The following is an 11,848-nucleotide window of genomic DNA, read 5'->3' as shown; positions in this document are numbered from 1 at the left end:
TTCGCAACTGTCAATAGTTGCGAACCAGTTGCAACTGGTGACCGGTTGCGGCAGGATGCCGCCATGAGCAAGGAACGCAGGAACAGGCTTGAACAGGCGCTTCGCGGCGCGGGGGTGCGGGTCACGCGGCAGCGCGCGGCGCTGCTGGGGGTGATCGCGGCGGCGTCCGATCACCCTGACGCGGCGGAACTGCATGCGCGGGCGGTTGCGGCGGGGGCCGGCGTGTCGCTGGCCACGGTCTATCGCACGCTGACGACGCTTCAGGCGCAGGGCGTGATCGACAAGCTGGAATTTCAGGGCGAACCCGCCCGGTGGGAGGCCGCCGACGACGCCCATCACGACCACATGATCGACCTGGACAGCGGCGCGGTGATCGAATTCACCGACGACCGGATCGAGCGTCTGCAGGCCGAGATCGCCGCCGAGATGGGCTATGAGATCGTCCACCACCGGCTGGAACTTTACGTCCGCAAAAGCCGGGACTGAACGCAAAAGGCCCGGAGCATGCTCCGGGCCTTTCGGGTTCGTGCTGCCTCAGGCGGCGCGTTCGACCATCATGTGCTTGATCGCGGCGATGGCTTTGGCGGGGTTCAGGCCCTTGGGGCAGGTATTGGTGCAGTTCATGATCGTGTGGCAGCGGTAAAGCTTGAAGGGGTCCTCAAGCTCGTCCAGCCGCTCGCCCGTCGCCTCGTCGCGCGAGTCGATGATCCAGCGATAGGCATGCAGCAGCGCGGCCGGGCCCAGATAGCGGTCGCCGTTCCACCAGTAGCTGGGGCACGACGTCGAGCACGAGGCGCAGAGGATGCACTCATAAAGCCCGTCCAGCTTCTTGCGGTCCTCGATCGACTGCTTCCATTCCTTGCCGGGCGTCGGCGACTTGGTCTGCAGATAGGGGTTCACGCTGGCATGCTGGGCATAGAAATGGGTCAGATCGGGGACCAGATCCTTGACGACCGGCATGTGCGGCAGCGGATAGATCGCGACATCCCCCGCGACCTCGTCGATGCCGAAGATGCAGGCCAGACGGTTGCCGCCGTCAATGACCATCGCGCAGGAGCCGCAGATCCCCTCGCGGCAGGACCGGCGGAAGGACAGGGTCGGGTCGATCTCGTTCTTGATCTTGATCAGCGCGTCCAGAACCATCGGGCCGCACTTGTCCAGATCGACGAAATAGGTGTCCAGACGCGGGTTCTCCCCGGTCTCGGGGTCCCACCGGTAGATCTTGAACTTGCGGACATTCGTGGCGCCCTCGGGCTTGGGCCAGGTCTTGCCGACCCGGATCTGGCTGTTCTTGGGCAGGGTAAACTGGACCATGGGTTGCTCCTTTCAGGAAGTGCCTTTGGACGGCCAATCGGCCGCAAACAGGGTCTGCGAGCGCGCAACAAGGTCCGCCACCTTGTCACGGGCTGTAGGATTCAGCGCCAATCCGTTGATACGGCGCAGAAATTCGGTCGATCCGTTCGACAACCGCTCCATCGCGCGACCATCCAGCGGCGGCAATGCGGCGATGCGCGCCGCGTCCAGGCCCGCCAGACGCAGAAGCTGCGTCGCGGGGCGGTCGGGATCGGTCTCGTCCTCAAGGCGCAGGCGGTGGACCCGGTCCGCGCCCAGCTTCGCGCCCATGCGGCGGAACAGGTCGCCCCAGCCGGGCAGATCGGCGGTCTCGCGCTGGAACTGGTCCAGATCGCCCGCATAGCCGTCCGTCCGAACAGCCTGCGCCCAGACCGAGGGCTTCCACGCCGCCATGTTCCGGGTGCAGATCGCGAAGACCGGGGCAAAGCCGCGTTCCTGCGCGACCTTGTCCAGAAGCTGCGCGATCCGCGGCAAGGCGGGGTAAAGCCGCGTCTCGCCGCCATTGCCGGGCATGGCGCCGGCCAGGTTCTCGTGGCTGATCAGCGCGGTCTGCGGGCCGTCGGGCAGCGTGTCCAGCACATCCTCGAAGGCCACGCGCGTGGCGCGTTCATTGTCGTCGCCGGGCGCGAGGCTCAGCCGGATCGCGGCGCGGCCAAGGGGGCGCATCGGCGTGCCTTCCTCGGGCGTGCGGATCATCAGACGGTCGGCCAGCGCAGGCGCGTTCAGCCGCAGGAAGCGCTGCAGCGAGGTCGTGCCGGTCTTCTGCACCCCCAGATGCAGGATCATCGGGCGACCGTCGGGCGTGATGCTGTCAGCCCCCGCCATGATCAGCCCTGCCAGCCGGGTTGTTCGTAAAGTCCGCGCGTGGGCGCCTGCCCCGAGCGGTTGAGGACGCAGCGATCAAAGACCTTGGCCGGGTCGCGGCCTGCCAGATAATCGCTGCCCACCTCAAGCGTGACGCGGCCCGCGCTGCGGGTGCCGCCGGGGCCGGAACCGACCCCGAAAGCGACCTCGCCCCGCGGGCGCTGCGCCAGTTCGGCGTCGCGCAGGCAGCTGCGTTCGGCCTGTGCCACCGGGACAGGGCCGCAAGCGGCCAGCCCCAGTGCCAGAGGCAGAAACGTCACAGCCAGAGCCCGCGCGAACGCCATCAGGTCAGGTCCTGCGCGCCGCGGCGGCGATGCACTGCGTCGTCGCCGGACGCGAGACGATGGCCGCCACGCTCTGGCTGACGCCGCTGGAGCCTGCATTCGACATCTGGGCGATGTCGATCAGTTCGGCCGTGGTCGCGTTGTTCATCACGCAATCGGTCCAGGGCGCGACATCCACGCCCTGAAAGCGGTTCTGGATCTCGTTCTGGATCGTGTTGCGCGCCACCTGACGCGACGCGGCATCCAGCGTGGTCGGCGCGGGCGCGGCGACCGGGGCCGGAGGAAGCGCCGGACCAGGCACCGGAACGGGCGCGACGCAGCCTGCCAGCACGGCTGCCGACAGACCAAAGGCCGCAATCAGTTTCAAGCGCATCAGTAAACCCTTTTCTTCGGAGCGATCTTCTGCAAGTCGATCCCGCCTTCCTCGGCCTTGGTCAAAGGCTCGAGATGGACGGGACGATAGGCCAGTTTAACCTTGTTCCCCTCCACCCAGGCAAGCGAATGCTTGCGCCAGTTGGCGTCATCCCGCTCAGGGTAGTCTTCATGCGCATGGGCGCCACGGCTTTCCTTGCGCGCCTCGGCCGCGACGATGGTCGTCAGGGCGTTGGGCATCAGGTTGGTCAGCTCAAGCGTTTCCATCAGGTCGGTGTTCCAGATCAGACCGCGATCCGTGACCTTGAGGTCGTCCAGCTTGGCGGCGATCGCCTCCATCTTCTGGCAGCCCTCGGCCAGCGTCTTGTCGGTGCGGAAGACCGCTGCGTCCAACTGCATCGTGCGCTGCATCTGGTCGCGAAGCTCGGCGGTGCCGACGGTGCCATTGGCGTGACGCAGCCCGTCGAAACGGTCCAGCGCGCGGTCCACCTCGGCCTTGTTGGTCGAGGGGATCGCACCTTCGCGGTCCACGACCTGACCGGCGCGGATCGCGGCGGCGCGGCCAAAGACCACCAGGTCGATCAGGCTGTTCGAACCCAGACGGTTCGCACCATGGACCGAGGCGCAGCCCGCCTCGCCCACGGCCATCAGGCCCGGGAAGATGCGGTCCGGATCATCCTCGGTGGGCGCCAGAACCTCGCCCCAGTAGTTCGTCGGAATGCCGCCCATGTTGTAATGGACGGTCGGCAGGACCGGGATGGGCGCGCGGGTCACATCGACGCCCGCGAAGATCTTGGCGCTTTCGCTGATGCCCGGCAGACGCTCGGCCAGCGTTTCCGGCGGCAGGTGCATCAGGTTCAGGAAGATGTGGTCCTTGTCGCCGCCGACGCCGCGACCCTCGCGGATCTCCATCGTCATGCAGCGCGAAACCACGTCGCGGCTGGCCAGATCCTTGTAGGTCGGCGCGTAACGCTCCATGAAGCGCTCGCCTTCCGAGTTGGTCAGATAGCCGCCCTCGCCGCGCGCGCCCTCGGTGATAAGGCAGCCCGAGCCGTAGATGCCGGTCGGGTGGAACTGCACGAATTCCATGTCCTGAAGCGGCAGGCCCGCGCGGGCGACCATGCCGCCGCCGTCGCCTGTGCAGGTATGGGCGCTGGTCGCGCTGAAATAGGCGCGGCCATAGCCGCCGGTGGCCAGCACGACCATCTTGGCGTTGAAAACGTGGATCGTGCCGTCATCCAGCTTCCAGCAGACGACGCCGGTGCAGCGACCGTCGGTGATGATCAGGTCCAGCGCGAAATATTCGATGAAGAATTCCGCGTTGTTCTTCAGCGACTGACCATAAAGTGTGTGCAGGATCGCGTGGCCCGTGCGGTCGGCTGCGGCGCAGGTGCGCTGCACGGGGGGGCCTTCGCCATATTCGGTCGTGTGGCCGCCGAAGGGACGCTGGTAGATCTTGCCCTCTTCGGTGCGCGAGAAGGGCACGCCGTAATGTTCCAGCTCGTAAACGGCCTTGGGGGCCTCGCGCGCCAGATATTCCATCGCGTCGGTGTCGCCCAGCCAGTCCGACCCTTTGACGGTGTCGTACATGTGCCATTGCCAGCTGTCGGGGCCCATATTGGCCAGGCTGGCGGCGATGCCGCCCTGGGCCGCCACGGTGTGGCTGCGCGTCGGGAAGACCTTGGTCACGCAGGCCGTGCGCAGACCCTGTTCGGCCATGCCGAGCGTCGCGCGGAGGCCGGCGCCCCCGGCGCCCACCACCACGACATCGTAATCATGCGTTTGGGTTTGGTAAGCAGCCATGTCGTCCTCAGATCACGGGAGTGGTGAAGGCCATCTTGGCCAGCGCGAACAGCGCCGTGGCGATGACGCCCCAGCCGAAGATGTGCGAGACGATGATCGCCACGCGGTTGGCGGTGCCATGCAGGTAGTCGTCCAGCATGATCCGCGTGCCCTTGATGAAGTGGATCATGCCCACCACGATGAACAAGGCGGTGACGATCCCGGCGAAGGGACGGCCGAAATGGGCGATGACCGCCTCGCGCGGCAGGCCGATGGCGCCGCCGACGACGATCATGAACAGCGGCGTCAGGATCAGCAGCGCGGCCGAGGTGACGGTCATCTGCCAGTGATGCAGCGTTCCGGTCCGGGCCGAGCCCATGCCGATCGCGGCCTTGCGGGGAGTGATATAGCGCATTGTCTGCCCCCTTGGCTCAGATGAAGAAGATGATCAGGCTCAGCACGGTCAGCGCGACCGAGCCGATGATGATGCCCCACGAGGACCGCTTGGCGTCCTCGATTTCCAGGCCCATGCCCGCGTCGTAGAACAGGTGGCGGATGCCCGACAGCAGGTGGAACCACAGCGCCCAAGCCGAGCCCAGCATCACGAGAAACCCGATCCAGGACCGCAGCACCCAATCGGCGGCGGCGAAGGCGCCGGGGCTGGAGACGGCGGCGACCAGCCACCAGACCAGCAGCAGAACGCCTGCCACCAGCGCGTGGCCGGTGATGCGCGTCATGATCGAGGTGATCGCGGGCAAAGGCAGGCGATAGACCTGAAGATGGGGGGAAAGCGGCCGGTTACCCCGGTTCACGTCGGCCATGAGGCGGCCCTCCTTGATCGGTTCTGACAGGACCCGCGCCAGCCACCGTCCTTGGGTTCGGGCTGGCCGCGCGGGCTGGCGATTTGCGGTCTCTTGACCTCTTTTGTGGCGCCTGTCACTTGCAGATTCCAGACGCTGCGCGGAAATGGCGCGGAATTGCGGACTTTGTGATCACACATGTCCCGCCTGTGATCACAGCCAGCCGCGCCCCGCACGATCCGCCGCGCAAGTCCTTGTCGGCGTTAGCGCAACCGGCGTCGGGGCCGCGAATCCGCCCGTCATTGCTGCCCCAGCTTCATGTCGGGACGATAGGGCGTCTCGATCTCTTTCGTGACGGCCTGCCCGCAGCGCATCACGCCGCGCGCCGCGTCGAAGGCCATCGTCGGGCTGCCCTGCAACTGCCAGCCCTTCGACAGGGCCTCGCTGACGCGGTGGCAGAATTGCGACGTGTCGTCCTCGGTGATCATGCGGTAGATCAGGGGCATCACGCACCTCCGAAGGGCCAGGGGCCAAGCCAGCCGTGGATCGCGCCGACGACCAGCGTGACGATGACGGCGCCCGCGGCGGCCATGGCCTCCTTGCGGGCGGGGAACGGGCCGCGCGGGCGGTTCCAGACCGGCACGGCGCGGTTGATCACGACCATCTCGACCAGCGCCCAGGCCAGCAACCCGCCGAACAGCACGATGCCCGGCATGTCGCCATTCACCAGAAGATGCGCGAAGGCCCACAGCGAAAAGGCCGTCAGCTGCGGATGGCGCAGCCATGCGGTCACGCGGGTCTTCATCCCGTCGGCGGCGTAAAGATAGAAGGCGATCAGAACCAGCAGGTTGTTGATCCCGACCGAGGCCGGATGCGGCCCCCAGAAGAACGCCCCATCCGCGCGGCGATAGCCCAGGACCATCAGCACGACCGACAGGACCAGCGCCAGCGCGACCAGCCCCTTGCCCCGGTCGCCCATGGCAGAGCGGCGTTCGGGCGCCATGCGCTTGAAAAGATGCGCCGCCCACCACAGGGCCACGCCAAGGATCAGGATCGTCATCTGGCTTCTCCGGCTGGATCGAGATAACGGGCAGACTGCCCCTAAAGCTGCAGTTTCGCAATCGCCTCGGCGCGGGCGATCAGGCGGCGGGCGGTTTCGACATGCAGGTTCTCGACGATGCGGCCATCCAGCACGGCGATCCCCTGCCCCGCCGCCAGCGCGGCCTCGTGGGCGGCGATCTCGCGGCGGGCCTCAGCGATCTCGGCCTCCGAGGGGCCGAAGCAGGCATTGGCGATGGCGATCTGGTCGGGATGGATCAGCGTCTTGCCGTCAAAGCCCAGATCGCGGCCCTGTTCGGCCTCGGCGCGCAGGCCGTCGGTGTCGCGGAAGGCGTTGTAGACCCCGTCAAGGATCAGCCGGTCATGCGCGCGCGCCGCCAGCAGGCAGGCGCCAAGCGCGGACAGCAGCGGCAGACGGTCGGCGCGGTTGCGGCAGCGCAGGTCCTTGGCCAGGTCGTTCGTACCCATGACCAGCGCATGCAGGCGTGGATGCGCGGCGATCTGCGGCGCCGACAGAACGCCCTGCGGCGTCTCGATCATCGCCCAGAGCGGCAAGCCAGGCACAAGCGCGGCCAGCGCATCCAGATCCTGCGGCCCGGCGGTCTTGGGCAGCAGCACGCCGTCCAGATGCGCGGCCAGCCGCGCCGCCAGCGCCGCGTCATCGGCGCCCCATGGCGTCGCCAGCGCGTTGATCCGCAGGATGCGCAGGCGCGGGCCGTAATCGGCCTCCAGCGCGCGGGCCAGATGGTCGCGCGCCCCGGCCTTGGCATCGGGGGCGACGGCATCCTCAAGATCGAACAGGATCGCATCGACGGGCAGGCCACGGGCCTTTTCCATCGCACGGGGATTGGCGGCGGGGATATAGAGGGCGGAACGCGTCATGGTGCCTCGGGCGTGGCGGGTCGGCCCAGACCTAACCTGCCAGCCCGCCTTCGGCCAGACCCTGCCAGACCAGCCGGACCGAGACCAGCAGCAGCCCCCAGGTGATCAGCCGGTAGAACAGCGCCTGCGGGATCACCCGCACCAGCGCCAGCCCCGCCCAGACAGAGACCAGCGCCACCGGCATCAGCACCGCCGCGATGGTCAGATTCTGCGGCGACAATTGCCCAAGCGCCGCATAGGGGACCAGCTTGATCCAGTTCACCACGGCGAAGAACCAGGTCGTCGTGCCGGCGAAAACCAGCGAGGGCAGACGCAGCGGCTGGGCATAGATCTGCCAGGGCGGGCCTCCGGAATGGCTGACAAAGCTGGTGTAACCCGCGAGGATTCCCCAGGAATTCCCGCGCCTGCGCGAGACGGGGCGCGCGGCGGGCGCAGGCCTTGGCCGCAGCGCGTTCAGTGCGAAGACCGACCCGATCAGCCCCACGATCAGCGTCACGCCCCAGACCGGCACCAGATGCGCCGTGGCCCAGCCGATCCCCACCCCCGCGACCGCGCCGGGCATTGCGCTGTTCAGCACCGACCAATCCACGTGGCGGCGATAGACCAGAAGCCCGCCCAGATCCGACACGATGTAGACCGGCAGCAGCAGCCCTGCCGCCTGAACGGGCGACATGACCAGCGACAGGATCGGCACGGCGATCACCGCGATCAATGCCAGACCGCCCTTGGCCAGCCCGATCGCGGCGGCGGCGATCACCGCCAGAACCCAACCCTCCGGCGTCAATGCCTCCATGCGGCCCCCCGTCCCTTTTGGGGGATTGATCGGACGCGGCGCGGGAAATGACAAGTGTTAGGGATACCAACGCCGCGCCGCAGCGCGCGGGCCTTGCGATTCGTTGCGCGAGGCTCTAACCACCGCGCAATATTCCACCTGGACAATCGGAGGTAATCCATGGCCCGACCCAAGATCGCACTTATCGGTGCGGGGCAGATCGGCGGCACGCTGGCACATCTGGCCGCGATGAAGGAACTGGGCGACGTCGTCCTGTTCGACATCGCCGAAGGCACGCCCCAGGGCAAGGCTCTGGACATCGCGCAATCGGGTCCCTCCGAAGGTTTCGACGCCGTGATGAAGGGCGCCAATGATTACGCCGATATCGCGGGCGCGGATGTCTGCATCGTCACCGCAGGCGTGCCGCGCAAGCCGGGCATGAGCCGCGACGATCTGCTGGGCATCAACCTCAAGGTCATGAAGTCGGTGGGCGAAGGCATCGCGAAATACGCGCCGAACGCCTTTGTCATCTGCATCACCAACCCGCTTGACGCGATGGTATGGGCGCTGCGCGAGTTCTCGGGCCTGCCGCATGAGAAGGTCTGCGGCATGGCGGGCGTTCTGGACTCGGCGCGTTTCCGTCACTTCCTGTCGCTGGAATTCGGCGTCTCGATGCGCGACGTGACCGCCTTCGTTCTGGGCGGGCATGGCGACACGATGGTGCCGCTGGTGCGCTATTCGACCGTGGCGGGCATCCCGCTGCCGGATCTGGTCAAGATGGGCTGGACCACGCAGGACAAGATGGACGCGATCGTCCAGCGCACCCGCGACGGCGGCGCCGAGATCGTGGGCCTGCTGAAGACGGGTTCGGCCTTCTACGCCCCCGCGACCAGCGCCATCGAGATGGCCGAGGCCTATCTGAAGGACCAGAAGCGCGTCCTGCCCTGCGCCGCCTATGTGGACGGCGCCTACGGCCTCAAGGGCATGTATGTCGGCGTGCCGACCGTGATCGGTGCCGGTGGCGTCGAGAAGATCATCGACATCACCCTGGACAAGGACGAACAGGCGATGTTCGACAATTCGGTCAACGCGGTGAAGGGTCTGGTCGAGGCCTGCAAGGGCATCGACGGCAGCCTGGCCTGATTTCGGTCCAGATCGCAAAGACGACAGGCCCGGCCGCAAGCCGGGCCTTTTTCATCGCGCCCCTGCCCTGCCCCCGCCCTGCGCACCCCTAAATGACGCTGCGCTGCGGCATCATTGGTCTTGCATCGCGCCTCATATCTTGGATCGCCGCTGCGAATCACCTTGCTTGCGCTATCAGCGCCGGGCCTGTGATCACAGTGTTTCCGGCTGTGATCACATTAGGCGCGAACCCGCCAGATTTCCCGATTTCGCTGCGATTTGTGTTCTCGGCCCATCCGGGTTGTGGCACAACGCGCCAAATCCTGGAACCGAACGAGGGGGTCCCGATGAACATTCACGAATATCAGGCCAAGGCGCTTCTGCGTCAGTATGGCGCACCCGTCAGCGATGGCCGCATCGTGATGAAGGCCGACGAGGCCAAGACCGCCGCAGGCGAGATGGACGGCCCGCTCTGGGTGGTGAAGGCGCAGATCCATGCGGGCGGCCGCGGCAAGGGCAGCTTCAAGGAAGCCGAAGCCGGTGAGAAGGGCGGCGTCCGTCTGGCCAAGTCGGTCGAGGAAGCCGAGGAACTGACCCGTCAGATGCTGGGCCGCACGCTGGTCACGCACCAGACCGGCCCCGCCGGCAAGCAGGTCAACCGCATCTATATCGAAGACGGCAGCGACATCGCCCGCGAGCTGTATCTGGCCCTGCTGGTGGACCGCCAGACCTCGCGCGTCAGCTTCGTCGCCTCGACCGAGGGCGGCATGGACATCGAGGAAGTGGCCGCCCACACCCCCGAGAAGATCGTCAGCTTCTCGGTTGACCCCGCCTCGGGCCTGTCGGATTTCCACGGCCGCCGCGTGGCCTTTGCCCTGGGCCTGGAAGGCGCGCAGGTCAAGCAATGCGTGGCGCTGGTCAAGAACCTCTATCGCATGTTCATTGAAAAAGACATGGAGATGCTGGAGATCAACCCGCTGATCGTGACCCCCGAGGGCCAGATCAAGTGCCTCGACGCCAAGATGGGTTTCGACAACAACGCGCTCTATCGCCAGCCCGACATCATGGCGCTGCGCGACGAGACCGAGGAAGACCCCAAGGAACTGGCCGCGTCCAAGTTCGACCTGAACTACATCGCGCTGGACGGCGAGATCGGCTGCATGGTGAACGGCGCGGGCCTCGCGATGGCGACCATGGACATCATCAAGCTGTTCGGCGCCGAACCGGCCAACTTCCTTGACGTCGGCGGCGGCGCCACGAAGGAAAAGGTCACCGAGGCGTTCAAGATCATCACCTCGGACCCGAACGTCAAAGGCATCCTGGTCAACATCTTCGGCGGCATCATGCGCTGCGACATCATCGCGGAAGGCATCATCGCCGCCGTGAAAGAGGTCGGCCTGCAGGTCCCGCTGGTCGTGCGTCTGGAAGGCACGAACGTGGAGCTGGGCAAGGAGATCATCGCCAATTCCGGCCTGAACGTCATCGCTGCCGACGACCTCAAGGACGGCGCGCAGAAGATCGTCAAGGCCGTCAAGGGCTGATCCATCCGGGCGCGCGTCCGGCGCGCCCTCCTCTGGAACATCGCGGTGCAGAGGCGCCGCTTACGCAAGGAGGCCATGATGGCCGTTCTCGTTGACAAGAATACCAAAGTCATCTGCCAGGGGATCACCGGGTCCCAGGGCACCTTCCACACCGAACAGGCGATCGCCTACGGGACCAAGATGGTCGGCGGCGTGACCCCCGGCAAGGGCGGGTCCGAGCATCTGGGCCTGCCGGTCTTCAACTCGGTCCACGAGGCCGTGGCGAAAACCGGCGCCAATGCGACCGCGATCTATGTGCCGCCTCCCTTCGCGGCGGATTCGATCCTGGAAGCCATCGACGCCGAGATCGAGCTGATCGTGGCGATCACCGAAGGCATCCCGGTTCTGGACATGATGCGCGTCAAGCGCGCGCTGGCCAACAGCAAGTCGCGCCTGATCGGGCCGAACTGCCCCGGCATCATGACGCCTGACGAATGCAAGATCGGCATCATGCCGGGCAGCATCTTCCGTCGCGGCAGCGTGGGCGTCGTGTCGCGTTCGGGCACGCTGACCTATGAGGCGGTCAAGCAGACCTCGGACGTGGGTCTGGGCCAGTCCTCGGCGGTCGGCATCGGCGGCGACCCGATCAAGGGGATGGAGCATATCGACGTGCTGCAGATGTTCCTCGACGATCCGGAAACGACCTCGATCATCATGATCGGCGAGATCGGCGGCAGCGCCGAGGAAGAGGCCGCCGAGTTCCTGGCCGAGCAGAAGCGCAAGGGCAAGTGGAAGCCCACCGCGGGCTTCATCGCGGGCCGTACGGCGCCTCCGGGCCGCCGCATGGGCCATGCCGGCGCGATCGTGTCGGGCGGCAAGGGCGACGCGGAATCCAAGATCGAGGCCATGAAGAAGGCCGGGATCGTGGTTGCCGACAGCCCCGCCGGTCTGGGCGAAGCCGTTCTGAAGGCGATCAAGGGTTGATGATTTGACCCCCCGCCCCCCATCTTTCATAGGGGGCGGCATGACAAGGGGAAG

General features: G+C 66.5%; 15 protein-coding genes. 4 read left to right on the top strand and 11 right to left on the bottom strand.

Translation table 11 applies throughout. The features are described from left to right. Positions 1-63 precede the first annotated feature (63 nt). A complete protein-coding gene (locus ACTZWU_RS10070) occupies positions 64-486 on the top strand; it encodes a Fur family transcriptional regulator (RefSeq protein WP_304615662.1) in 423 nt (140 codons plus the stop codon). Positions 487-534: 48 nt separating this feature from the next. Here the strand turns inward: ACTZWU_RS10070 and ACTZWU_RS10065 are convergent, their stop codons facing one another. The 11 genes from ACTZWU_RS10065 to ACTZWU_RS10015 form a co-directional block, all read right to left on the bottom strand. Then, positions 535-1,314: a succinate dehydrogenase iron-sulfur subunit gene (locus tag ACTZWU_RS10065; protein WP_304615661.1), complete on the bottom strand. Its 780-nt coding sequence runs from the start codon at positions 1,312-1,314 to the stop codon at positions 535-537. 12 nt (positions 1,315-1,326) lie between these two features. After that, positions 1,327-2,178 (bottom strand): hypothetical protein, encoded by an 852-nt coding sequence (locus tag ACTZWU_RS10060; protein WP_444737228.1) that lies wholly within the window; start codon positions 2,176-2,178, stop codon positions 1,327-1,329. A 2-nt stretch (positions 2,179-2,180) separates the two neighbouring features. Continuing rightward, entirely contained in the window at positions 2,181-2,501 is a 321-nt protein-coding gene (locus tag ACTZWU_RS10055; RefSeq protein WP_444737227.1) for a hypothetical protein, read from the bottom strand. Between the two features lie 4 nt (positions 2,502-2,505). Further along, a complete protein-coding gene (locus tag ACTZWU_RS10050; RefSeq protein ID WP_444737226.1) occupies positions 2,506-2,874 on the bottom strand; it encodes a hypothetical protein in 369 nt (122 codons plus the stop codon). Then, positions 2,874-4,676, bottom strand: coding sequence for a succinate dehydrogenase flavoprotein subunit (gene sdhA / locus ACTZWU_RS10045; RefSeq protein ID WP_444737225.1), 1,803 nt, complete (start codon positions 4,674-4,676; stop codon positions 2,874-2,876). Before sdhA ends, ACTZWU_RS10050 begins: the two co-directional genes overlap by 1 nt. Positions 4,677-4,683: 7 nt before the next feature. Continuing rightward, on the bottom strand, positions 4,684-5,070 hold the full coding sequence (locus ACTZWU_RS10040; protein ID WP_444737224.1) for a succinate dehydrogenase, hydrophobic membrane anchor protein: 387 nt from the start codon (positions 5,068-5,070) through the stop codon (positions 4,684-4,686). 16 nt (positions 5,071-5,086) lie between these two features. After that, positions 5,087-5,476, bottom strand: a complete 390-nt coding sequence (sdhC, locus tag ACTZWU_RS10035; RefSeq protein ID WP_444737223.1) for a succinate dehydrogenase, cytochrome b556 subunit — start codon at positions 5,474-5,476, stop codon at positions 5,087-5,089. 278 nt (positions 5,477-5,754) lie between these two features. Further along, on the bottom strand, positions 5,755-5,961 hold the full coding sequence (locus ACTZWU_RS10030) for a DUF1737 domain-containing protein (protein WP_444737222.1): 207 nt from the start codon (positions 5,959-5,961) through the stop codon (positions 5,755-5,757). Further along, positions 5,961-6,515 carry an NnrU family protein gene (locus ACTZWU_RS10025; RefSeq protein WP_444737221.1) on the bottom strand — a complete coding sequence of 185 codons (555 nt, stop codon included), beginning with the start codon at positions 6,513-6,515 and terminating at the stop codon, positions 5,961-5,963. The genes ACTZWU_RS10030 and ACTZWU_RS10025 overlap by 1 nt, the downstream gene beginning before the upstream one ends. 41 nt (positions 6,516-6,556) lie before the next feature. Further along, positions 6,557-7,396: an HpcH/HpaI aldolase/citrate lyase family protein gene (locus ACTZWU_RS10020; protein ID WP_444737220.1), complete on the bottom strand. Its 840-nt coding sequence runs from the start codon at positions 7,394-7,396 to the stop codon at positions 6,557-6,559. A gap of 31 nt (positions 7,397-7,427) precedes the next feature. After that, positions 7,428-8,189 carry a sulfite exporter TauE/SafE family protein gene (locus ACTZWU_RS10015; RefSeq protein ID WP_444737219.1) on the bottom strand — a complete coding sequence of 254 codons (762 nt, stop codon included), beginning with the start codon at positions 8,187-8,189 and terminating at the stop codon, positions 7,428-7,430. Positions 8,190-8,348: 159 nt separating this feature from the next. Here ACTZWU_RS10015 and mdh point away from each other — a divergent pair, with 159 nt between their 5' ends. The 3 genes from mdh to sucD all read left to right on the top strand — a co-directional run bounded on the left by mdh (position 8,349) and on the right by sucD (position 11,794). Next, positions 8,349-9,311 carry a malate dehydrogenase gene (mdh, locus tag ACTZWU_RS10010; protein ID WP_444737218.1) on the top strand — a complete coding sequence of 321 codons (963 nt, stop codon included), beginning with the start codon at positions 8,349-8,351 and terminating at the stop codon, positions 9,309-9,311. 326 nt (positions 9,312-9,637) lie between these two features. Further along, positions 9,638-10,831 (top strand): ADP-forming succinate--CoA ligase subunit beta, encoded by a 1,194-nt coding sequence (sucC, locus tag ACTZWU_RS10005; protein WP_444737217.1) that lies wholly within the window; start codon positions 9,638-9,640, stop codon positions 10,829-10,831. A gap of 78 nt (positions 10,832-10,909) precedes the next feature. Continuing rightward, a complete protein-coding gene (sucD, locus tag ACTZWU_RS10000) occupies positions 10,910-11,794 on the top strand; it encodes a succinate--CoA ligase subunit alpha (protein ID WP_444737216.1) in 885 nt (294 codons plus the stop codon). The last annotated feature ends 54 nt before the right edge of the window (positions 11,795-11,848 follow it).

Origin of the sequence: Paracoccus sp. NSM (assembly GCF_052379855.1) — a bacterium.
GTDB lineage: Bacteria > Pseudomonadota > Alphaproteobacteria > Rhodobacterales > Rhodobacteraceae > Paracoccus.
Note: the sequence above shows the minus strand (reverse complement) of the source record. Positions and strands in the feature narration are given on the sequence as shown.

Coding starts and splice junctions, on each gene's coding strand:
- ACTZWU_RS10040 (WP_444737224.1), bottom strand. CDS start 5,070: ATGCGCTATATCACTCCCCGCAAGGCCGCGATCGGCATGGGCTCGGCC.
- ACTZWU_RS10050 (WP_444737226.1), bottom strand. CDS start 2,874: ATGCGCTTGAAACTGATTGCGGCCTTTGGTCTGTCGGCAGCCGTGCTG.
- sucC (WP_444737217.1), top strand. CDS start 9,638: ATGAACATTCACGAATATCAGGCCAAGGCGCTTCTGCGTCAGTATGGC.
- sucD (WP_444737216.1), top strand. CDS start 10,910: ATGGCCGTTCTCGTTGACAAGAATACCAAAGTCATCTGCCAGGGGATC.
- sdhC (WP_444737223.1), bottom strand. CDS start 5,476: ATGGCCGACGTGAACCGGGGTAACCGGCCGCTTTCCCCCCATCTTCAG.
- sdhA (WP_444737225.1), bottom strand. CDS start 4,676: ATGGCTGCTTACCAAACCCAAACGCATGATTACGATGTCGTGGTGGTG.
- ACTZWU_RS10030 (WP_444737222.1), bottom strand. CDS start 5,961: ATGCCCCTGATCTACCGCATGATCACCGAGGACGACACGTCGCAATTC.
- ACTZWU_RS10065 (WP_304615661.1), bottom strand. CDS start 1,314: ATGGTCCAGTTTACCCTGCCCAAGAACAGCCAGATCCGGGTCGGCAAG.
- ACTZWU_RS10025 (WP_444737221.1), bottom strand. CDS start 6,515: ATGACGATCCTGATCCTTGGCGTGGCCCTGTGGTGGGCGGCGCATCTT.
- ACTZWU_RS10020 (WP_444737220.1), bottom strand. CDS start 7,396: ATGACGCGTTCCGCCCTCTATATCCCCGCCGCCAATCCCCGTGCGATG.
- ACTZWU_RS10060 (WP_444737228.1), bottom strand. CDS start 2,178: ATGGCGGGGGCTGACAGCATCACGCCCGACGGTCGCCCGATGATCCTG.
- ACTZWU_RS10070 (WP_304615662.1), top strand. CDS start 64: ATGAGCAAGGAACGCAGGAACAGGCTTGAACAGGCGCTTCGCGGCGCG.
- ACTZWU_RS10015 (WP_444737219.1), bottom strand. CDS start 8,189: ATGGAGGCATTGACGCCGGAGGGTTGGGTTCTGGCGGTGATCGCCGCC.
- mdh (WP_444737218.1), top strand. CDS start 8,349: ATGGCCCGACCCAAGATCGCACTTATCGGTGCGGGGCAGATCGGCGGC.
- ACTZWU_RS10055 (WP_444737227.1), bottom strand. CDS start 2,501: ATGGCGTTCGCGCGGGCTCTGGCTGTGACGTTTCTGCCTCTGGCACTG.